Below are 23,766 nucleotides of genomic sequence, written 5' to 3' on the forward strand. Positions count from 1 at the left end.
AGGTCGGTGCCTTTTTTTACACGGAAGCCCTTGCTGGAAACAGTCAAGGGCTTCTTTCGTTTGCATACTTTTGCTCCTGCTTTTCTGCGGGCAGCCAACAGGGCTGGATGGAATGTTCCGTACAGTCACATTATTCCTGCATTTTCTTCTGCTGTCTAACTCACTCTCTTGCACTGTTAATGTTATGGTAGTTTTACTGGTCGTTCTGGTATTGAGATTATTGGTATTGACGATGATGATAGCAAACAGAAAAAATGGCACAAAGCGGTAGAACCAGATGAAATTGGTATTTGGAAACATGTTCTTGGGGACTAAAGTTCGCTGGTAAGAACTTTTACAAATGTCAGGATGTGACAGAAGGTTATGGCGTAAGTTCGCTTGCAACAAAAATTTTGATCGATCCGCAAGGAATTATTATTGGTCGGAAAGCTAATGGAAGTGATGGCGCCGATGCCGAACTGGATGCTAAGTTAGTTGAGGTTTTGAAATAATATCTTACCTAATATCACCAAGCAGGCTGTAGCAATGTACTTTAGGATTATGGATAATAAGCACGAACAAGGGCGCCTACATAAGTCTTGCAGGCCCCTTTCTTTATTTTTCCGATTTAGATCTGATTTCGTTTTGAATCCGACAGGCACGGATGTTGGGCTTATGGGCTGATAATTGCAGCACAATCTAGCAATGGCTAAGATGTTAAAATTTGTACGAATCTTGTTAGATTAAAAGGCTTGACCATGACCCCATCAAACTGATGTATCTGCCCTTGAGGGCTCTGTACGCTAACCTGTGATTCATCCGATGTTAATGCAATTACTTTATTGTTTGGACCATGGATTGTGTTTTCTTCTTTGACCAAATTCAAAATATCCCAGCCGCTGGGACCATTCATATTAAGATCAGTGATAACTATATCGCTGCCATTGTTTTGAAGATACGCCATTGCTTGCTGCGAATCCTGGAAAATCTTTACATCTTTAAATTTTTGCAATGCTTGCTTAACAAATAGGTTATTGATCGGGTTATCATCAATCACCACAATGCGTAAATCCTCAGGTAGATTATCCTGTGTGGCAGCCTGTTTTAAGCTTTTCTTTTCATCAGCAATAGGAATGATCAATGTAAATGTCGATCCACTACCTTGTTTGCTTGCTACACTTAATGTTCCATTGAGCTGTTCCGCCATAAGCTTGGAAATATGCAACCCCAGTCCAAAACTATTTTTGGACCTGAGATCAGTCATGTAATATTGTTCAAAAATATGTTCCTGATCTTTAACCGAAATACCTTTTCCAGTATCTATAACCTCTATCTGCAAAGTTTTCTTTCCATCCCGGTTGATGAATGCCCTAATCTCGATCTGCCCCTTGTCCGTATATTTAATGGCGTTGCTCAGGAGATTCGATACGATCTGACGCAGACGATAGGCACCACTTTTGATTAAGGTATCGCGTTCAATTGCAATATTGCTGATCAATTTGAGGCCCTTTTTTTCAGCTTGGCTTTGTTGCATCTTTATCAGATTGGCAAGCAAGCTGGCCGGCGAAAAATATTCTTCCTTAATCTCCAGCATTCCTGATTCTAATTTACCCAGATTGAGTATATCTTCGACAGTATCATTGATGACATGAATATCCTGTGTAATGGAATCCAATAGTGCAGGACTAACGCGATTGTTGGACGTATTGTTCTTTAAAAGATCTATAACGCTGACCAACGAATTGACAGGGGTGCGCACATCATGACTTACATTGGCTAGTATGCTGGTTTTCTCTTTGGCGGTACGTAATGCATAATCCCTTGCGGCTGTGATTTTACGCTCATAAATGATGGTATTATAGTGATAGGACAGAATTAGTGTCACCATAATAATCATCAAAATGATTGAGGCAATAACCTGTTTCCCAAAAATGGCGGAGTTTTTCTTATAGAGCGTGAAATCCTGTATTTCGGCCGCCCGCAAGGACTCGTCTTCTTGCGTTTTTATCTTTAATAGGGCAGTACTGATTGTATTAAAAAGAGCATAATTTGACTGCAGAAGCTGCCTTTCCTTTTCTTGAAGCGCGACAAAAGAACGACGGATTTTGCTGAAATCTTGTTTATAAAATGACTCATTCTGTTCAATTAATGTCTGTATCTGGCTGTGAATTGCCTTGATCTGATTAACATTAAATTGTTGTTCAAGCCTGTCTGATACTAAGGTGTCATTTTTGGCTTTGAAAATCCGGGAGAACAATTTTTCCTTTTTTCTGACGATCGTATCTTTTTTATGAACTGTTAACGCGGTATCGCGTAATATTTTGCTGACAACTGAATCCGCGTTGATCCGATTGGTTGTCGGACGTAATGTTCGGCTGGTTTTCGTTAACAAAGAAAGGGAATCCTTTGCTAGGAAAATCATATTATCAACGGATTGCTTAATACGGGCGAATTCATCAGAGAGATGTATATTTTGTTCCAGTGGTGCATTGGTTGAAAACGAAATCCCTTTTTTTGAAGAAAGAGTCGACAGCGAATCGATGTAAAAACGAAGGCTGTCTAAGCTTTTTGTATAATTTGTCAAGTTTTCAGCGCTGAAATCTACCGTGTATGAACGGAATGCATTCCCTGCAGCATTATAAGACGCAAACAACTCATAAAACAAACTTGTTAGCTGATTTTTGGAGCTGTAGGCTTTATTTAGACGGGCTTCTGTTTTTTGATATTCAATATATTGGTAGGTAAATATCGAGCCGATATACACCAAAGAAAGAATCAGAAAAGCGATTAAAACTGTCCTGAAAATAAATATTTTTTTATTATTTTTCACGTTGTACTTCTTTCAACCAATAAATTAACTATAGCCTCTTTGTTTCGTTTGGAAATCAAATTTAAGACTTAAAAATGAAAGCTGTTGAATATCACTGTCAAATAATAGCTACTTTTTGAAAAACTTACACAATCGTTTGATTGAAGAAGCAGGTCTGTAGTTACGATTTTTATTTTCTATTTTACAGATGGAAACCTAAAAATGGGGCAAATTTTGACCCGAATTAATTCATCTTCATTAAAAGAGCAAATTGTAAAACTGATGAAAAAACTATTTATTTCAGCAATATTGTCATTGATTATCGGACAGATAAGTCAGGCGCAATCTATTGTGAATATCATTCCAAAACCACAGGAGATCACTTACGGCAAAGGTGTATTCCAATTAGATAATCTGACAACCATAAGCTTTAAAAATTGTAGCGTTAAAGATGTGGGCCTGTTTATTCAGCAATTACGGCAGGCTAGCCATTATCCGATGATAGAAAAAAAGCAGTCAAGCAATACTATTGAGTTTATTTTGGATAAAAAATTGAATGTTCCCAGTGATGAAGGTTATCATTTGGATGTATCGGCTAAAAAAGTAACTGTTAAAGCAAAGACCGCACATGGTCTTTTCAATGCCTCACAATCCTTGCGTCAGATTCTGCCTTCCGCAATCGAAGCAAATAATGAGACCAATCGTGAAACTGCTTGGTCTATCCCGGCAGTTGCGATCAAAGATTATCCCCGATACCACTGGCGAGGCTATATGAAAGACGTAAGCCGTACATTTTATTCAATAAACACCGTCAAGAAATATCTGGATGTAATGGCTTTGTATAAAATGAATACTTTTCATTGGCATTTGACAGATGACCAGGGATGGCGCATCGAAATAAAGAAATATCCAAAGTTAACAGCTGAAAATACAACTGTCTTCCATCGTACGGAGAAGCAACCGGCTGAACGTAGTGGTTTTTATACACAGGATCAAATTAAGGAAGTGATTCAGTATGCGAAAGAACGAAATATTACCATTGTTCCTGAAATTGATGTCCCGGGGCACTCCTGGCCAACAATATTGGCTTATCCCACATTGGGGGTAAACAAAAATTCTTATCCCAATCATATCTTTCCTTTTGTATCATCCTGGGGCTATTGGGGTAACCAGTTTACACCAAATACACTTGATCCTACAAAAGAGACGACCTATCAGTTTTTGGATGATGTGTTTACGGAGATTGCCGCGCTATTTCCGGGAAGCTATATTCATTTTGGAGGAGATGAGGTTCGTCATGATCTGTGGGAAAAAGAACCCCACGTGCAGGAATTTATGAAACAACATCAGATTACGGATGTCAAAGCATTACAAAGTTATTTTGTACAGCGTGTATCAGCTATTATTGTTCAGAAAGGGAAAAAGCCGATCGGTTGGAATGATATTTTGGCCGATGCTAAGAACCTGCCCAAGAATACCGCAATTATGAGCTGGCTAGGAGAGGAGGCAATAAAAGAGGCTACCAAAGACGGATTTAAGGCGGTGGCAACACCGGCTTCACACTTGTATTTTGATATTACCCAAGCAGACCGCAACGATGGAACAATGACGGATCTAGCTTATCCGCAGATTAATTCTTTGGAAAGGGTTTATAATTTCGATCCATCAAATGGGCTGACAGCCCTGGAGGATCAATTGCTGCTCGGTGTGCAGGGGAATATGTGGTCAGCGCTCGCCCAGGATGTCAAGGATATGAACGTGCAGAATTTTCCGCGCTTGTTGGCAGTCGCTGAAATAGGATGGGCTGCCAAGTCAAACAAAGATTATGTAGAGTTCTGTCGTAGACTGGAAGCCAATCTCCCTCGCCTGGATTCCATGCGGATTGATTATTATCATTCTGGGGGCTATATTGCAGGTACTTGGACAAGTAATGACATACGGGAGGAGTATGGTACACTAACCTTTGATGTAACCAAAAAGGTCTACGACAACGGCCGGGCACAAGCCGGTTTTTTCTTCACAGAGGGCAAGAATTTTCTGGAGATTGATGCTGTCCAACTGCTGCAAGATGGTCATATTATTGATGAGGATGGACATCATGCCCTTGCGGATAAATTTAGAGGGACGAATAAGGTTAAACCCTTTTATTACAATTTCACTGTTAAAGACTATAATCCGAATGCAAAATATGAAATCAAAGCTCGGGTTAGAGGAGCCGGTGGCGTAGATTCAAAAGGTAATTTTACATTTAATCTGTCACCAACTCTTCCTTTCAGCAAAACGGAGAAAAGATAGTCTATAGTATCCTACAGCTCCTTAAGCAAAAGCAGCTACTCCAATAGCTGCTTTTGTGGTTAAAAATATCCCTACTACTGCCTGAAATCTCCTGTTTTCTGAAGAACTAATCCCTAATATACACCGTTTTTTACCAAAAATAACCGCTTATATTCCAATAACCTGTTGGTAAAATATTAAAAATAAGCTATTTTTCAGTTTGTTTTGTTCAATTTCATTTTTATTTTCGGATTCTTTTATTTAATTTCCTATCAAAATCAACTGTCTTTTGTTATTTTTTTACAAAAGATGAAAAAACCAGTAAACCTTTAGTAATTGTTTGTAAACTATTATCTAAAAACCTCCATCTTAATTATGAAAAAGAATTATCTTTTTTACAGCAAAGCCAGACCTTTAAGTCTTTTAGGTCTTGGTCTTCTATGCTCGTCCCCTAATCTATTTGCGAGCAATCTGAAATCGAAATTGAGCTATTTTCATGTTGAACAACAGCAAATTTCGGGTTATGTAAAGAACGAAAAAGGCGAGCCGCTTGCTGGTGCCACCATTACAGTAAAAGGTACTACGATTCAGACCTCAACTGATGCCAACGGTAGCTTTTCCATTCGTGCCAAACAGGGCGATTTTTTGGTGATCAATTATCAAGGGTATGCGCGGCAAGAAGTCGTGGTGAGTAGCGGAACGCTCGCTGTGACGATGATTGGCAGTACCGAGTCCCTAGAAGAAGTGGTTATCGTGGGTTACGGTAAGCAAAAGAAAGGCAATCTAACCGGAGCGGTCGCAGCGGTGAACTCTGAACAACTGAAAAATATCTCGCCATCTAATCTGTCCAATACTTTGGCCGGAAGGGCGGCTGGTGTCAATGTGACCAATACCTCAGGGATGGCCGGAGCTTCCTCCTCCTTACGTATCCGTGGAGCCGCTGTAGAACCTTTGTATGTGATTGATGGGGTGGTGCGCGACAAAGCTGCTTTTGACGCCCTGGAAGCCAATGAAGTCGATCAGATGAGTTTCCTGAAAGACGCTGGAACTGCCGCTGTTTATGGGACTAGAGCCGGTAACGGTGTTGTACTGGTGACGACAAAAAAAGGAACAGCCCAAGCAGCGGTGTTTAATGTCCAGAGTAATTATTCCTTTAGTTCACCCACACAGACTTTATTGGCCAATTTGACTACCGCTACGGATGAACTGATCTATCAGAATCGGGTTTCTCAATTCCGTTGGGAACAGGGAAAGAAAACTGACCCCTGGGTGGCTCCAAATGGACAACGCGAATTTGATTATTTTAAGGATAAAAACTATAATACCAATGATGTGATCTGGCGAAATCCTTTCAGCCATAGGCAATCGATCGCCGTTAACGGTGGTGGCGACAGGATTACTTATTATGCCTTATTGAGCTATCGTAAAGAAAACGGATCTTATAAATCGTTGGACCATGAGAAATTTAATATTCGCAGCAATATTTCCGCAAAAATCAGTGATGCATTTAGCATGGATTTTAATATTTCAGCCAATCAGACCAACTCCAACAGGTTCTTCTGGCCATTTAGTACATCCGCCAGTGATGATGATTTTGATGTCTCCGATTTTTATCGCGTTACATTCAACTGGCCCAAGATGTATCCATTTTATCTGACCGCAGACGGCACTCCAAGCAATACTCCAACAGCTTATCCAGTACAGACACCAATGGGAAGCTGGCAGGCCTGGAATGTGATCGACCAGGTTATTGGCGACCGGTATATCGACCGTAAGGTGCGCCAGGTAAATCCCATTATGACACTTAATTTAAAATTGGATAAGTTGCTTGAAGGCCTGTCAACAAAATTGGTGGGAAGCTATGTTGCGGAAGATTATATGCGTAAGCGCTATATGAGTTTCCAGAAAAATTATACATTCACCTCCTTGAATCCTAATGGAAACCGTTTTATCCCAGCACCACCGTCTGAAGATCGGATAAACGTATTCACTTTTAGCCAAGCACAACCTTTTATGGACTACAATCCACAGCGGAAATGGCAGTATCAAGTGGATTGGTTCCTCAACTATAACCGCAAGTTTGGCAAGCATACAGTGGATGGCCTCGTGGTTTATGAACAGTTTAAATCGGGGAATACCAACATTACTTCGCGGGCAGAAAACCCAATTATTCCATTGGACCAGATGTACATCTATCCGACAGACAGAAGCATGCGGTCGACAGATGCTTTTGAATTAATGGACGCACGCCGAGGGGTGATCGGTCGGGCCAACTATAACTATGCGGATAAGTATATTGCTGAGTTTTCTTTCCGTTACGACGGCTCGCCTCTATTCCCGAATGATAAGCGCTGGGGATTTTTTCCTTCCATGTCCCTAGGTTGGCGTATGTCGGATGAGAACTTCTTTTCGTCCATCAAAAATACGGTCAGTGATCTAAAACTACGGGCATCGTACGGTAGCTCGGGCAACTTTGTGGATGTGGAAGGCTATTCGATATTGCCCTATTCGTATATGGAGAAATATAGTTCGATCATCACTTCACGCACAGGAAGCAGAACACCTGTACCGGGCTATATTTTTGGGGATAGTTACTACACCGGGGTAACGTACCTGGACAACCCGACCACAAACCTCACCTGGACAAAATCAAAGAGTTACAACGTTGGGATAGACTTTGGTTTCGTCCAGAATAAACTGACCGGTAGTGTGGATGGATTTATTCGCAAAGAGACTGATATTCTCGGTACGAGGGGAATCAAGGTTCCTGATAATTACGGCCGGGGATTGGCTCCCGAAAACTATGCGGCCCGAAGCTTTCGAGGAGGTGAACTTTCCCTCAACTGGAGTGACCGGATTGGCGAGGTTTCGTATGGCTTGAATGCGAATATGGGCTATGCAAAAGACCGCTGGGATATTTTTGACGAGGAACCTTCTTACGCTGTTGGCGGAAGTCAAAATTTCCGCTCCAAAGTGGGAAGGCCTGAAAACCGTATTGTTGGTTTAGAAGCTTCAGGATTGGTTCGTACACAAGCCGAAGCGGACGCATTGAAAGCAAAAGGATTTAAGACCTATGGTCGTGACCCTTATCCGGGGATGATTCTGTATAAAGATATCCGTGGACAAAATTACGTAAACCAGCCTGATGGCATTATCGATGACAATGATATGCAATTACTGTCGGAAAATAACACACCGCGCATTAATTATGGATTTGGATTTAACGCAAGCTGGAAAGGTGTATATGTCTCTGCTTTATTTCAGGGCGTACTGGCATATGACCGGGTGATCAGTAATCAGGAAGGGGCTGGAATGCGCCAGCATGGGGATACTTTTAGACCTTATTATCCGATCTGGACATCGGATGTCTGGACACCGGATAATACAGATGCCAAGTACCCAAGGCCAGTCGGCTATAACTGGCAGGAATCGGGGGCTACTTCGTCAACTTTCTGGATCCGAAATGGAGCTTATATGCGACTAAGGGATTTAAATATTTCGTATACGCTGCCGCAGGCCATGATGGAGAAAATCAAAATGAAGAGCGTCAACGTATTCTTAAATGGTACCAATCTATTCGTTTTTTCACCGATGAAGGAATTCCACGATCCGGAGCAAAAAATGTACGATTCCTATCCGGTGATGAAAACGTTCACATTGGGCTTAGATGTTAAATTTTAATTGATTTTAATGATGAAAAAGATATTTTATCCGCTGGTTGCCCTGTTGCTGACAACGGCTTCCTGCAAAAATGTACTGGATATTGAGGATCTCAATTCGGTAAACGAAGATAAGGTCTGGAACGACCCCAATCTAGTTAATGCATATTTGGCTAATTTATATACCTTATTCGGCAATTGGAACAGTGGTGCTGACAATAATTCGCAGCAGCTAGCGGGGATCAACTTTCCCCTCAATGCGGTGACGGTCAATAACTCGGCCTATAAAGCCTGGGACTATACAACCATGCGCAAGATCAATACAGCTATTCAAAAGGTATCAGCAAGCACAGGCTTAAATGATCCAGCGAAGAAATCGGTCTTGGGGCAGGCACTTTTTATGCGTGCCTATATGTATTTCAATATGGTCAAACATCACGGCGGTGTGCCCTATATCACAAAGCCTCAGGACCTGGAAAGTGATGAATTGAAAGTTCCGCGCAACAGCACCAAGGAATGCTTTGATTTCATTGTAAAAGATCTGGATGAGGCGCTGAGCTATTTGCCGATGACCATTGGGAAGGGTACGGCAGATTATGGACGTATTGACGGTAATTTTGCCCTAGCTTTTAAAGCTAAAGTATTGTTGTATAAAGCATCACCACAATTTAATCCTTCCAACCCATATGGAAATGCCTATTGGGCGGAAGCTAATGCAGTGAATAAAAAAGCTTATGAACAGCTAAAAGCTCAGGGATATAACCTGACTGCTGATTACTACAATATCGCCTTGGTAGAGAAAGGACCTGAGGTGGTTTTTGCAGTCATAAACTCCTATCCCAATAAGATTGCTAACTGGGATAATGGGGTACGGCCGGGCTCCGAAAGCCGTGGAACGGCCAGTGCAGTCCCGACCTGGGATTTTGTGAAAGAATTTCCAATGAAAGATGGTAAACTGTATACTGATCCTACGGGTAAATACCATAAAACGGAGGAACAGTTCTTACAAAGTTATTGGGAAAACCGTGATCCCCGTTTTGACAAGTCTATTGTATGGAATGGTAAGGTTTATGAGGTTTCGGGCAAAACAGGGAAAAGACAATATACTTCACTGGGTATTGCGGATGCGCTGGACAATTTCGGCGAAAACCCGAAAGCTGGAACAACATCTTCTAACAGGGATCGGTACACTGGCTTTTTTATCCTGAAGAATTCAAAACTTTCACTGCGACAAACGCAGGTAGAGACCCAATACGATGTGGATTTTGTACTGATGCGTTATGCGGAGGTGCTATTGAATTATGCCGAAACAGCTAATGAAACAGGGGATTTGGCTACAGCAATGTTGCTGTTAAAACAGATCCGGATGCGTGCAGGCATCGAGCCGGGTGGGGACAACAGTTATGGAATTACCGCAAATAACAAAGCCGAAATGCGGGAAGCGATATTGGCTGAAAGAAACATTGAGTTCTGCTTCGAAGGGCACCGTTTTTGGGACTTGCGTCGTTTGCGTAAGCTTGACGTACTGAACAATAAAACCAAACAGGGCGTTGAAGCAATCGCGATCAATGCCAACGGAACTGATATGGATCTAAAAACGGCAGCAGATTTAGCAAAAAATTATCAGCTAAAGGAAAATCAGTTTAAATATAATGTGCTGCAGGTTCCTAGCACCGGAAATAAAGTCAATCTGGTACCAGATACTTATTATTTCTTCCCGATTGCGCAATCTGTAATCGACAAGAACCCGAATATCAAACAAAATAAAGACTGGGGCGGGGAATTTAATCCTACCTTAGAGTAGCGTATTTGCCGATTACTATACGTATATAAAAACTTAACGGGATGTCCATTGCTGGACATCCCGTTTATGTTAAGCTATATCGTATATAGCGCTTACTTTAGTTCAATCATTTTTTGTTTTTCTTCCTCCTGTTTATCCTCTTGTAAGATGGCTAGCTGGAGGCTGCAGACCAAAGTAAGAATAATAAGGACCACAAATGCTACCGGAAAGATAATGCCAATGATCACCGCCAGCAGTAATGATATGTTTAGGTATTCCTGTCCATTTTTGGAAGAAACCTTTAATCGCGAGCTTTTAAATGAATCAAAAAGATCTTGAAAAGCCTTTGTGATCGTTTTGCTGTTGATGCTGAATGTTGTTTTAGTTGCCATGATGTTTATTTTTTAATGTTTTTATTTCTTATTTGATAACTCAAAGGTAGGGGGGATTTGCTGAAGGAGGGATAGCCTTTAGGCTAATCAGGAAAGAATCTCGGTGAACACTCGGCTTATGTCGGTCAATGGTTTTCCAATTATTGTATACAAGCTAATGGGACTCCGGTGGAGACAGCCTGATGATCGGGTAAGCCGAAACCCTTATTACATAAAAAAACAACACTAGTACAGGGAATAGTGTTGCTTTTCTTTTTTATCTAGCTCTTTATTAAAGTCCTACGTGCTCCGTTTTGGATTTGGTCGGTCCTGTTGCATCTTGTTTGTAAGATGGATCGTAATTCCAGTGAATACTATCCGTCAATACTTTTCCGTCTTTTAGTATGATCTTCGCTTCTACTGTGTTTGCACCTTTTGCAAGTTTGACATTGTCGAAAATGTAATGCACATCGGTTTGCCCCTTTTTTACAGCTTTGATAATGTTGCCATTGACTGTTAGGGTTGGTTCGCCTCTATTGGAATAGATCGTTACCGGAGTAATTTCATTTCCACGATTGATCATACGGCGTTGAGTGATATACAATACCGGATCTTTGCTCCAATTCGCTTTGTACCAGTAAAATCCGTCTTTTTTCAATTTTCTGTCAAAAGAAACCAATCCTTTATAATTTCTTGGATTCACGTTCAGCGCTGTAATTGGTGTGGCAAAGTCAAACGTATTCCAAACATAGGATCCCAGAAAAATTGGGCTTTTTGAGATCACACCCCAATGGACTTCGTGGAATTTTGTCGCATATTCTTCAGGAAAGAACGATGGGTTGCTCCATTGGTTCCCGAAATTGCCTACCTCTTCGGCCTGATCTTCGGGGACTGCTTCTGCACCGTACTCAGAGAAGATAATCTTGTAGTCTTTGAACTCTTTACTTATACGTTGCGCCCAAGTGGCTACATCGTCATCTTTATCCGATTTGTTTTCCAGTTCGCCGTTATACCAGCCGAAATAATGGTTGATGCCTTGTACATCGGCATTGTTGTTAACCGGATGGTCAATCACATTATAGCCACTGACGGATACGGTATAACGGTCTGGGTCTTCGGATTTAGCCAGATCATTTAGTTTGGTCGTGAGTTCTACGGTATAGGCAGATGGGGAGTAAACTTCGTTATGCATTCCCCAGATATAGATGGAAGGGTGATTGAAGTTTTGACGAATCAGTTCCTTCAGCTGTTGCTGGGCATTGTTATCCTCAAATGTGGTCACGCGATTTACAAATGGGATTTCGGCCCAGATGACAAGCCCGATACTATCGCATTTGGAATAGAAATATTCGGACTGCTGATAGTGTGCCAAACGGATGGAAGTGGCTCCCATTTCTTTGATAATCGATAGGTCTTCGTCGTGGTCGGCATTGCTCAAGGCTGAGCCTTTGCCCCAACGATCCTGATGCCGGCATACACCATATAAGGGATACTTGATGTCATTTAAAAAGAAACCTTGGCCAGTACGTAATTCAAATTTGCGTATGCCTAAAGCTGTCGTCACCTCATCAATGAGCTGACCATTTTTTTTGATCTGAGTCACTACACGATAGAGATAAGGATCATCCAATCCTTGCCATAAATGCGGATTTTTGACCGCAATTTGTTGTGATAATACCTGACGGCCCTGTGGCGGCAATGTATAAGCCGTTTGTTGTTTTGCTTTTACGGTTCCATCTTTTTCAAAAATGGTCGTTAATAGTTCGATAGGTTGTATTTTTCCGGACTTGTTATCAATTTTTATTTTTAAGGCTATATCAGCTGCTTTCTTCGAAACATTTTGCTGAGTGATATAGATCCCTGTGGAGGCAAAGTCATTCACTGCAACATGAATGTCATCAGTAACAATAAGTTCAACAGGACGATAAATACCACCGTACATGGGGAATAGCGTGTGGTTGACTGGGATCACCTGTGGACTGGCTTCATTATTAACCTTGACCAGCAGTTCGTTTTCTATTCCGGGTTGCAACATATTGGTTAATTCAAACACAAAAGCTGAATAACCACCCTGATGCCGGCCGACAAAATTGTAGTTGCCATTTCGTTGCGAATTATCGTAGGTAACATCATTTTTCCCTGTTTTGGCAGGGAGCGGTCTATTATTTAAGTAAACTTCGGTATTGGTATTTACCCCTTCAAATCGGATGAAAACACGCTTACCTTTCCAATCTGATCCGGGGACAAATGTTTTGCGGTAATACGCATCACCGGTATAAAAGCGTTCGTTTTTTCCGAGGCTACCGGGTTTGATCTCGGCTGTCTGCATGTCTGTTGCATTCCAGGTATGGGGTAGGGTAACCAATTGCCACTTTCCATCGAATGTCTGGTTATAGTCTAATGCCGAGCTGGAAAATGGACCTTTTTTAAACGACCAGTTTGCATTGAATGGAATGACTGTTCTGGCTTGCAGATGCAGTATTGTTATTCCAATAAAGAAGAGCGTATAAAAAATCCTTTTAATCATATGGTTTTTAACTTAGGGTATTTGTTTCGTTTTCAAATATAACCAACAAAAACACAATGCCTAATCCACTTATTTTTCGAAAGATAGTTAGTTGAAAATAAATTTATTATATGTAATTTATTTTTCTCTTACCATTATTTTAATTTCTTTATTAGCCTATTTGTAGGATGTACACTACAACGTTTTCGAGAATTGCGCAAACGATTGTCTGGATTTGACCTGGGGTAATAACTTAATAATTTCTTTACAATTGTATTGCGCAGAGCTACAATTAGAATCGATTAAACACAGTAACTATTTGGTTTGGTTTAAGGGATACAGCAAACTCAGAATCGAAAATAAAAGTTTTATAATAATGTAGCCAAATGATGCTTAAATAATTAATTTTAACACCTTCTAACCAAGGTAAAGTCTTCATTCATGACATGAAACGTAAATTAGTATTTATTATAGCCTACTTACTCATTCAAAATGTGACAGCACAAATTGCAATTATTCCACAGCCTTTAGAATTTAAAATGGGGCCGGGAGAGTTGAGGCTGGAGGGTAATTTTGGAGTTACTGGAGATGCGGTGTTTAAATCGTCTTTGCACTATTTTCAGAAGCTGATGTTGAGCCGTTTTGGAATTTCAACTTACACTTCTTTGGAAAAGGATGCAAAAATGATTGTAAAGCTTGATAGCAAATTACAGCATGAAGCATATCGTCTAAAGATCGACAGCAAAAGTATTGAAATAGATGCTTCCGATCGATCGGGTATTGTTAATGCAATTGCTAGTTTGGAACAATTGCTTTCCTGTGCTGAAAGAAAAGGGGAGGCATTCCTATTACCTGCATTGAATATCGAAGACAAACCACAATTTGCCTGGCGCGGGTTTATGCTGGACGAATCGCGCCATTTTTTCGGTAAGGAGAAAGTGAAATCTCTACTGGATTGGATGGCTTTTTATAAGTTGAATAAGTTCCATTGGCATCTGACCGATGAACCGGCATGGCGTTTAAGTATACAAAAATATCCCTGGTTAACCCAGGTTGGCGGGATAGGCAATTATCTTGATCCTTATGCCTCGGTACAGTATTATAGTCAGGCGGATATCAGTGAAATCATTGCTTATGCAGCCGAAAGGAATATTGAGGTTATTCCTGAAATTGATATGCCGGGCCACGCTACAGCGGCCAATCGTGCATATCCTTTCCTGTCCGGTGGTGGCAATGAAAAACATCCTGATTTTACATTCCATCCCGCTAAAAATACAACATATACATTTTTGACCGATGTTTTGCGAGAAGTGAAAACACTTTTTCCTTCACCCTATATTCATTTGGGCGGAGATGAGGTGGCCTTTGGCAGTGATGCATGGGATAATGATGCCAAAGTTCAGGAACTGAAAAAGACAGCAGGTCTAAAGTCCAACAAAGAAGTTGAGGAGTATTTTATTCGCCGTATGGCTGATTCGGTGGCTGGGATAAATGGGAAGATTATGGTTTGGGATGAAATGGTGGATGCAAGATTACAGAAAGATCAAACCGTCATGATGTGGTGGCGTCATGATAAACCGGAGCAGCTAAACAAAATATTGGATAAAGGTTATCAGACCATATTAACTCCCAGATTGCCCATGTATTTTGACTTTGTTCAACAAGAAAACCATAAGTATGGCCGTAAATGGGGGAAAGGCTTTAATCCTTTGCAGGATGTATACAATTTTGCTGGAAGCCAACTGGATAGTTTGGGCAAAAGGAAAAAACAGGTTTTGGGTATTCAAGCGAATCTTTGGACTGAGACGGTGACCAATGTCAATCGTTTGGATTATCTTGTGTTTCCCAGGATAGCCGCATTGGCAGAGGCAGCATGGGTACCTGGAACAGGACGTGATTTTGAGGAATTTACAAGGAAATTAAAAAAGCATTTGCCCTTGTACCGCGATCAGGGGCTTTATTACTTTGACCCCTTTAAGGATAGTAATCCAGAACCGGCAGTTATCAAGAAATCACAAAAACAATATATAGATAGTCCAAAGTGACGATTAGATCGACTACCTGTATTTGCTTCGTCAGCACAGTACTATCAGTCATTGGGCAGAGTGGATTAACAGAAATAATGATAAGATGAAATATAATAAATTAATCACAGCATTGATTCTCGGCGGCATATTGCTGGGAGTAAAAACGACTTCGGCGCAATGGACAGGTCCGCGCAAGAAGGTTGAAAACAAAGTGGAGGTGAAATATGGACCTTTGACGCCCGCGCATCGGACAGATGAGGCCATGGAACGGTTTCGCAATTATGGATTGGGACAATTTATCCATTGGGGACTATATGCAATTCCCGGTAATGAATGGGAAGGGGTAAGTGCTCGAAAAGGAGCAGCAGCATCCGAATGGATACGTACCTGGAGTGGGCCAACAGCACCGAAAGATTGGAAGAATACCTATGACAACCTCTACAAACAGTTTAATCCTACAGGTTTCGATGCAAAAGCCTGGGCTAAACAGGCGAAAGAAATGGGTGCGAAATATCTTATTTTTACGACAAAACATCATGATGGGTTTGCCCTATGGCCATCTAAGTATACAGACTATACCGTCAAGAAGAGCCCTTATAAAAAAGATATTGTCAAACAGGTCGTAGATGCTTATACGGCAGAGGGAATAGATGTGTTTTTGTATTTTTCGATCCTGGAGTGGAATAATTCAAACTATATGGGGAAAGCCCCTTCTAATCCTGAGGAAAAGGCTAAATTCAATAAATTTTTGGAATATACACGTAATCAGTTGCTAGAGCTCCTACAAAATTATCCACAAATAAAGGGTTTTTGGTTTGATGGTACCTGGGATCAATCCTGGATCCAAGCGTATGATTTTACATATAAATTAGAGAAAGAGTTACGTGAAAAACACCCGGGATTGATTATCGGAAGCCGGTTTAGAAATGACGAATATGGAAAGCGACATTTTGACTCCAACGGTGAGATGTTAGGTGATTATGAACAGGGCTGGGAACGAAAAATGCCGAAGGAATTTGAGTGGTTGGAAGGACGCGACTGGGATTGTGTCATGACGATTCCACCGAATGGCTGGGGGTATATGAAAGACTGGTCGGGGATTTATACCAAGACCTCCGATGATCTGATTGATATGCTGATGAACTGTGTTTCCATGAATGGCAATTTTGTACTGAACTTTGGCCCTGATGGGAATGGCCACATGCATCCGGGAGAGGATAAACTGGCGAAGGAAATCGGAGACTGGATCAAGATCAATGGTGAAGCGGTATACGGTGTCAGACATGCTGGTCTCGCTCCATCTAAATTGGGTTATTTTACGAAAAAAGCGGATAACCTTTATCTTACTGTTTTTAATCGTCCCGTTAACAATATTGTACGCATTGCGGTTCCTAAGAATGCAGCGGAGGTCCCAGTTTCTGCTACCCTGCTCCATAATGGACAGTCTTTGGAATTGAGCCATACGGATATGGGGCTGGACCTAGATAAAAATACGTATTACGATATTCTGCTCCCTAATTCGTTTATGGCAAATAAAGCTTTTGTGGTCAAAATGAAATTAGGAAAACCAAAGTCGCAAAGTGAAAAGCTAATGGACGCAAAAATGTAGCTAACTACATCGTTTTAATCAAAAAGCTGAACTTAAACCTTAACGGTATGAAGTTCAGCTTTTTGTTTTATACAATGTCCAGCAATTCCTGTGGAGCATGAATAATATACTTTGCACCATGTTGCCTCAATTCATTCTCATCACGAAAGCCCCAGGTTACACCAATAGCAGTCACAGCTGCATGATTGGCTGTATCCATGTCCACGGAGGAATCGCCTACATAATAGCAGTTTTCTTTTGCTATGCCTAAAGTCTGGAGCGTATCCAAGACAATGTCGGGATCGGGTTTAGCCGGATGTCCTGTTCGATGGCCAAGGATCAGGTCAAAAGCGATCGTGGGAAAATATTTTTCCATCAAAGGGATAACCGCCTCATGATATTTATTGGACGCTACGGAGATAAGATATCCCGAAGATTTAAGCTTCTCTAATAAGGTGACAATTCCAACATAGGGCTTTGTATGGGATATTGTCTGCTGTTCGTAGTTGGTCTTAAATGCCGTTAACAGTGTTGCGATTATTTCAGTGCTTCGTGCGTGTTCCGGAAGGGCCCGTTCGATCAGTTTCTGTACACCATTACCTACAAATTTCTTGTAGGCCGAGAGCGGGTGGGTTGGATAGCCATATTGTTGAAGGATTGCATTGCAACTGTCTCCAAGATCTTGTAATGTATCCAATAATGTCCCATCTAGATCAAATATTATAAGCTTCATGGGCTAAAGCTAATAAAAAACTATGAGGGATTGATCGAGTATTTTAGGGATAAAATGCTGTTTTTTACAAGGATGTCAAGTTCATTACGCATCATGGCTATACCGGTAAGTAAAAAGACAAGGCACCATGAATGGTGCCTTGTCTTTTTACTGTGCAGATCTTCGTATTTTTAAGACTTATCAAGTCTTAAAAAAGCTATCTAATCGGAATAAAATAATACGATAACAATGTTTTATAAATTATTTCCAGATACGGGTATTGATACGTTCTTTTTTCGTGTTGTCTAAATCAGGAAAAAATGTAAATCCGGTTACTTTTTCCAGCTCACTTACCGTTAGTTTATAATTGTCAAAAGTACTTTTGGCAGGCGGAGTAACATTGTCGATCTTATAAGCGATCGTATAATATTCGCTTCCTTTCTTCATCGCTAATGCTTTAAAATAGTATTTTGGTTTTGCGATATCTTTTCCATCATTGTCCTGTGCAAAGTCCAGCAGATTATCGGTATCTGTTGTGGGCATAGCTCCCGTCACCACATACATGGTGTCACATTGCGCGGTCCAGGTTCGCACCTTAGTTTCCAGGTTTGCCCAAAGCCCCTGATTGAGACGGGATGCCTGTGCCGTCATATTGGTAAAATAGAATGTTGTTTTATTGTGCGTGATGTTTAGGTTGCGGTCTGCGCTAGGCAACTGATGCCCCCTGTCATAACCCGTTGGCTGGAATCCCTTAAATAAAACGGGTTGGAATGCTGTCGATAGCGCCGGATCATAGCCCCAGGCATCGGTACGATTGCCCGAACCTAAAATACTATTATATAATGGATAAGCTACCCAATACGCCATTTTTAACTTTTTATTATACAGCATAGCGTAGTTTCTCTCCGCGCTCGCATCCGGAAGAAAATGCTGTATGAATACTTCTTCATTCGTCAAATTGTTCATTTTGGGAATTTCCAGATAAGCCTGGGAATCTCCGATGCTCCCACTTAGTTCACCATTGTCGATTTTGATGTTGAAGTTATAACGATTCCCACCAATCAGATTTTTCAATAGCTGATTTTGTGGAGTTGTCCAGGTATAACGAACGCCATCGGTACTAATAAGTTTAATCGTCTTTCCGGTCATATCTTCCCCGGGAAGAAGGGTAAATTCAACGATGGCAGTATTATTGGAATTTGCCATTACTTTTCCTTGTATATCTTTCTTTTCAGCGAGGTTAACATGCAGTTGCCCTGTTGATAGATCAAATTCCCCTTGTGTGTGTACTGAAGGCATACTGACACTAATCTGATTGGCATCTAAAGCATCCGTATTGCTAATGGAAAGATGAATGGCTATTTTGCTCAATTGTCTTACAAAATTGAGAGGGACAGTAGAATTGGTTTTGGCAATATTTTTTGCATTGCTGGCATACATGAAATCTAATGCCGACTGTTTTGTCTGGTCGCTCAGATCAATTGGATATTGAAAATCAATAATGGGTCTGTAAGGATAATAGGCAATGAAATCTACTTGTTCATTTGGTAAAAAGATGGGCGATTTACTTTGAAATAAGGAACCATTAATTGTAAATACATGATTGTTGACAGCATTCACAATGGAGGCTGATGTTAATTGTTGCCCCGATTTGACCATATAAATGCCGATTTGGTCGCCTTTGTCCCAAGAGATTCCCGTAGCGTCGGTATTAATCTGGCCAACAATGCTGGCCGCAAATTGTAATGCCGTTTGTTCCAGCCTGGACTCGTTTTTTTTGCATGAATTCAGTATAAGCAAGGTAATCATAAAATAGACTATCCGACAAATGCTATACTGTGGAATAGTCTTGGACTTGTAAATCATAGTAATCGTTAGTGTTTGTTAGCAAAGAGGGGCAAAAGTACCTAAGAAAAGTTGAATTTTCCGAGCATAAACCGCTCTTTTTGTGAGAGCAGGAGCTTCGAACAATGCATCTGTTTGATTTTTAGAGATATTTATTGTGGTTATTGAATAACTCCTGGCGAAGACAACTATTTTTTAATGGCAATGAGTATTTGTGCTCAATAACGTATTGTATTTCGAAAAAGACAAGGTAAATAGAAAGACAAGTCTTTCGTATTGGAAGGTTTCGATACTGTACTTTTTTCTAAAATTTTCCTAAAGTGAAGAAAATAGCACAATGTTTGCTGGTAATGCCCGAGCATATATTGATTTGATAAATTATTAATCGGTACTGAAAAGAAATGAAGGGAGTTTTTAAACCAAGAGAGAGGTTGAATAGATTTTTTGTGGTTGTATGTGCATTGTTGATAACTTTTACAATGTCCAGTTGTTTTGACTTTGTAGAACAGATTGACCTTAAACCCAATGGTTCGGGACATATTGCAGCGACATTGAACCTAAGTAAAAGTAAAACGAAAGTATCTTCTTTGATGAAGATGAAAAGTATAAAGGGAATACAGATTCCGACACAGGCTGAGATGGAAAAGGAGATTAAGGCAGCAGTTCAGCTACTTAAACAGACCAAGGGGATTTCCAATGTCCAGTATAAGACTGACTTCACAAATTTTATTGTAAATATATCCTGTGATTTTAGCCAGATCGAATCGTTAAATGCTTTTTCGGACATATTAGCGAATCGGTTTAAGACGAAAATATCGGAATCCAATCGCTACTATTACAACGCTCAGACGAATATTTTTGAACGTAAATTTGTGACTTCAAACAGCTGGAAGTCTAAATTTAATCAGTTGGGAACTGATAATACAGCGCAGTTTGCGGATGCTTTTTATACACAGATAGTGCGTTTTGAAAAAGCAATCGTTGCGCAAGGGAATAATAAAGCAAAATTGGCTGGCAATAAGAAGGGCGTATTATTAAAATTGCCATTTACAGATCTGGTTTATGGGAAGTCTACACTGGCAAATAAAATCACACTAACAAAATAACCTATATGAAATCGAAAATTTTATTGACTGGACTGGCATGTTTCTCTTTAATGGGAAGTGTGAAGTCACAAGATTTAATCACACTCATTCCTGAAGATGCTGAAGTTATTGCAGCATTTAATATAAAAGAAATTGTTCAGAAGGCCAATGCCAACAAATTGAATGAGCTGCTTCAAAAAGCAGGTCTGTTCAAGAAAATTGAAAAATCGGGCGCTTCGGTTGGAAATGATATCAAAAATCTGGGCATCGATTTGTCTCAAACGGCTTATTTCTATAACAGAAAAACAGATAGTGTGAGTTTTCTCGAGTTTATATTTCCACTGTCCAATAAAGGACAATTCGAAAAGCTAATACATGATGCCGGTGAGCCCAAATCTTTTGCCAATGGATATTCAAGCATAGGGATGAAAGCCGGGAGCATATTGGTTTATAACGACCGCGTAGCGCGTTTTATTTCGTCGACGATGAGTACAACTTTCTTTGAGGATGAGGCTGTGGCGAATCGTTATGGGATCAAAAAGGTTTCATACGTGGCGCCTGCGACAGATGTTTCTCATGAACTAGATTATCCAACAGCGGCAGTGGATTCTGCCGTTGCAGTAGTAGATTCGGCAACATGGGAAGAAGGTGAAAAGGTGTTGGAACCACCGACTCCGCCAGCAATTGTAGAAAGTGTTCCAGATACCGTTTTGGCGAATGCTGAAGCTGATGTGCCCATGACTGTGGATATAGCTCCCGCAGAAGTGCAAGATCCAAGTTATTACGATTCGCTTTATACATCATATGAGAATCAAAACCGAAAAAATGATTCGATACGGAATGCCCTCCGTGATAAATGGTTGAACGGAGAAGCGACGCGTTTGCTGTCAGCATCCTATAAGCCCCTCTCCATTTCGGATCAGGGAAAAGTGCTCAAAAACTTGGGACTGGTTCGTTTATATGTGCCGCGTGTAGAGGAGCTCTATCGTGGGCTGATGCCTTATAAAACTATTCCTTATCTCTATATGGGAATTAATATGGATAAATTTAAAACAGGTTATAAGGATGGAATGCTGGATTTGTTGCAAGATGGCGATGTGTTGCGATTGAAAGGTTCCATGGGATTAGACAAAGATCTGGTTGAGATGTCTAAGCGCTTATACGCAAGAAAACCAAATGGGAAATTTCGTAAATATTTGACGGAAAAGACGCTTGGATTTTTTAATGTTAACATCAATTCAGAGGCCTACTTGCGGGATATGCCTGCTTATACGGCAAAATACTATGGAGGGTTACTAGGACCACAACAAGATTTAATTGAATGGGGATTAATGGCATTAGAAGTTGCGTTGGATGAGAAAGCAATTGCTCAGGTGATGCCGGGGGACCATCTATTTGTGGTGAATGGTTTACGCAAATTCAGAAAGGAGTATATAGATTATAGTTATGATGATGATTATAATGCAACAGAGGTAAAGAAAACGAAGGACGAAACCTTACCCGTTTTTATTTGGATGTTTACTTCAAAGGACCAACGTTTGTTCAGAAAAGGACTGGATCTTGCCGTCGCCAAAACCCTTGGTAAAGTACAGGATGGCATTTACGCTTTTTCGTCCAAAAAAGGCATGGATTTTCCGATGTATGTACTTCTAAAAGAAGATCTGGTAATGGTAAGTAATGATTCACTGGCTTTACATGATATCCGTCAAAATAAAAGCATGGCTCCTGCAAATAAAGATTTCATTAAGTTGATGAAACAAAATAAGATGTCTGCTGCGATTGACTTACAAAAATTGCCCGCTATGCTAAAAGAAATGGGGGTAAGCCCAGGAAGACAGTGGGAGCAAACCATGGCACAATTGAATCAATATGGTAGCACGGCAATTACGTCAAAGGGGATTGTAGCTGACCGTATGGAAGCAGAGATATCTACAAAACTTCCACAGACAAAAGATGGGGCGATCAGTTACATGATTGATCAGATTTTAAAAGAGATCAGCAAATAGGAAACTTTGGATGAGCTACGAAACAATTTTACCTGTTAAATTGTTTCGTGTAAAGTTTGTAATATTATGGTTATATTTTTATAATGTTAAATTAATATTACGCTCCTTCGGACGAATAGTGGTATTTTTGTTATTTGTTGTTTACAAAATAATAAGTTAGCTAAACGATTTATACATTATAGGATATGGGGATATTTTCAAAACTGTTTGGAAACAAAACTCAAGAGTCGAAAATCAAGGTTGTAGGTGCCCTCGCTTTTTTAGAGGTGGATATGCATAATCATATCCTTCCGGGAATAGATGATGGAAGTCAGTCCATTGAACAATCTATTGATTTATTGAAGGGGCTGGGTAGAATGGGGTTTGAAAAATTTATTTGTACACCGCATATAATGGACGGTGTGCATCCGAATACCATCCGAACAATTGAAGGGGCCAAAAATAAATTAGTGGATGGTCTGAAAGAGCTTCCTAATCGTCCTGAAATCCACCATGCCGCTGAGCATATGATCGATGATGGCATTGCGCGGTTGATCGAGGCAAATGAGCTTTGTGTAATGCCGGGAGGGTATGTGCTGATTGAAATGTCCTATTTACAGGAATCCAAAGCTTTGTTTCAAACGATATTAGATATACAAAAACTGGGATACCAACCTATTTTAGCACACCCAGAACGTTATAACTATTACCACTATAATTTTAATATGTACAAACAGATCAAAGACGCTGGTTGTATGTTGCAATTGAATCTGCTTTCAATCAGTAGGTATTATGGCGTTGAAGTAAAATCGGCCGCCTTGACAATGATTAAATCAGGTATGTATGATTTTGTAGGAACGGATGTGCACCACAGCCGCCATCTCGCAGCATTGGAAGAGATTGTTGCTAAATATCCTGTCCGCGACTTACTAAAAACATGTTCTATTTTAAATCCGACTCTTCAGGATCATTTGAAAAACGATGATAATATAATTGCCGCAGGATAAAGAACGACACGATTTAAGATATAGAGATGCCCATAAGGCATCTCTTTTTGTTTCCCCTTGACACAGTACTTTTTTATCCTTGTACAGCTAAATTATATGCAGCTATTTTGTCTTTTATTGATCCGGGCGGATATCT

Annotated in this window: 14 protein-coding genes; 9 read left to right on the forward strand and 5 right to left on the reverse strand. The window is 40.5% G+C overall.

Features of this window, described 5'->3' with window-relative positions; genetic code table 11:
• Positions 1–290 precede the first annotated feature (290 nt).
• Positions 291–491 carry a hypothetical protein gene (locus ACK8HY_RS18715; protein ID WP_416134460.1) on the forward strand — a complete coding sequence of 67 codons (201 nt, stop codon included), beginning with the start codon at positions 291–293 and terminating at the stop codon, positions 489–491.
• A gap of 197 nt (positions 492–688) precedes the next feature.
• Here ACK8HY_RS18715 and ACK8HY_RS18720 read toward each other — a convergent pair whose 3' ends face one another.
• Complete coding sequence (locus ACK8HY_RS18720; RefSeq protein WP_416134461.1) at positions 689–2,809, reverse strand: hybrid sensor histidine kinase/response regulator; 2,121 nt, start codon at positions 2,807–2,809, stop codon at positions 689–691.
• Positions 2,810–3,070: 261 nt separating this feature from the next.
• Between ACK8HY_RS18720 and ACK8HY_RS18725 the strand changes: the two genes are divergently transcribed.
• The 3 genes from ACK8HY_RS18725 to ACK8HY_RS18735 all read left to right on the forward strand — a co-directional run bounded on the left by ACK8HY_RS18725 (position 3,071) and on the right by ACK8HY_RS18735 (position 10,525).
• Positions 3,071–5,083, forward strand: coding sequence for a beta-N-acetylhexosaminidase (locus ACK8HY_RS18725; RefSeq protein ID WP_416134462.1), 2,013 nt, complete (start codon positions 3,071–3,073; stop codon positions 5,081–5,083).
• A gap of 354 nt (positions 5,084–5,437) precedes the next feature.
• Positions 5,438–8,743, forward strand: coding sequence for a SusC/RagA family TonB-linked outer membrane protein (locus ACK8HY_RS18730; RefSeq protein WP_416134463.1), 3,306 nt, complete (start codon positions 5,438–5,440; stop codon positions 8,741–8,743).
• A gap of 9 nt (positions 8,744–8,752) precedes the next feature.
• A complete protein-coding gene (locus tag ACK8HY_RS18735) occupies positions 8,753–10,525 on the forward strand; it encodes a RagB/SusD family nutrient uptake outer membrane protein (RefSeq protein ID WP_416134464.1) in 1,773 nt (590 codons plus the stop codon).
• Positions 10,526–10,617: 92 nt separating this feature from the next.
• Here the strand turns inward: ACK8HY_RS18735 and ACK8HY_RS18740 are convergent, their stop codons facing one another.
• Together ACK8HY_RS18740 and ACK8HY_RS18745 are read right to left on the reverse strand one after the other, a co-directional pair.
• Positions 10,618–10,896, reverse strand: coding sequence for a DUF4342 domain-containing protein (locus ACK8HY_RS18740; RefSeq protein ID WP_077438291.1), 279 nt, complete (start codon positions 10,894–10,896; stop codon positions 10,618–10,620).
• A 271-nt stretch (positions 10,897–11,167) separates the two neighbouring features.
• Complete coding sequence (locus tag ACK8HY_RS18745) at positions 11,168–13,402, reverse strand: glycoside hydrolase family 2 protein (RefSeq protein ID WP_416134465.1); 2,235 nt, start codon at positions 13,400–13,402, stop codon at positions 11,168–11,170.
• A 425-nt stretch (positions 13,403–13,827) separates the two neighbouring features.
• Here ACK8HY_RS18745 and ACK8HY_RS18750 point away from each other — a divergent pair, with 425 nt between their 5' ends.
• Both ACK8HY_RS18750 and ACK8HY_RS18755 read left to right on the forward strand, forming a co-directional pair.
• Positions 13,828–15,426, forward strand: a complete 1,599-nt coding sequence (locus tag ACK8HY_RS18750; RefSeq protein ID WP_077438289.1) for a beta-N-acetylhexosaminidase — start codon at positions 13,828–13,830, stop codon at positions 15,424–15,426.
• Positions 15,427–15,511: 85 nt separating this feature from the next.
• A complete protein-coding gene (locus ACK8HY_RS18755; protein WP_416134466.1) occupies positions 15,512–17,017 on the forward strand; it encodes an alpha-L-fucosidase in 1,506 nt (501 codons plus the stop codon).
• A 67-nt stretch (positions 17,018–17,084) separates the two neighbouring features.
• On the opposite strand, the gene ACK8HY_RS18760 is transcribed toward ACK8HY_RS18755, so the two are convergent.
• Positions 17,085–17,729: an HAD family hydrolase gene (locus ACK8HY_RS18760; protein ID WP_077438287.1), complete on the reverse strand. Its 645-nt coding sequence runs from the start codon at positions 17,727–17,729 to the stop codon at positions 17,085–17,087.
• A gap of 240 nt (positions 17,730–17,969) precedes the next feature.
• A complete protein-coding gene (locus ACK8HY_RS18765) occupies positions 17,970–19,574 on the reverse strand; it encodes a DNA/RNA non-specific endonuclease (protein WP_416134467.1) in 1,605 nt (534 codons plus the stop codon).
• A gap of 458 nt (positions 19,575–20,032) precedes the next feature.
• On the opposite strand from ACK8HY_RS18765, the gene ACK8HY_RS18770 reads away from it, so the two are divergent.
• The 3 genes from ACK8HY_RS18770 (at position 20,033) to ACK8HY_RS18780 (ending at position 23,630) form a co-directional block, all read left to right on the forward strand.
• A complete protein-coding gene (locus tag ACK8HY_RS18770) occupies positions 20,033–20,659 on the forward strand; it encodes a hypothetical protein (protein ID WP_077438285.1) in 627 nt (208 codons plus the stop codon).
• Between the two features lie 5 nt (positions 20,660–20,664).
• Positions 20,665–22,644: a DUF4836 family protein gene (locus ACK8HY_RS18775; RefSeq protein WP_416134468.1), complete on the forward strand. Its 1,980-nt coding sequence runs from the start codon at positions 20,665–20,667 to the stop codon at positions 22,642–22,644.
• Between the two features lie 185 nt (positions 22,645–22,829).
• On the forward strand, positions 22,830–23,630 hold the full coding sequence (locus ACK8HY_RS18780; RefSeq protein ID WP_416134469.1) for a tyrosine-protein phosphatase: 801 nt from the start codon (positions 22,830–22,832) through the stop codon (positions 23,628–23,630).
• Positions 23,631–23,766 lie beyond the last annotated feature (136 nt).

The organism is Sphingobacterium sp. NGMCC 1.201703 (assembly GCF_047784615.1).
Taxonomy (GTDB): Bacteria; Bacteroidota; Bacteroidia; order Sphingobacteriales; family Sphingobacteriaceae; genus Sphingobacterium.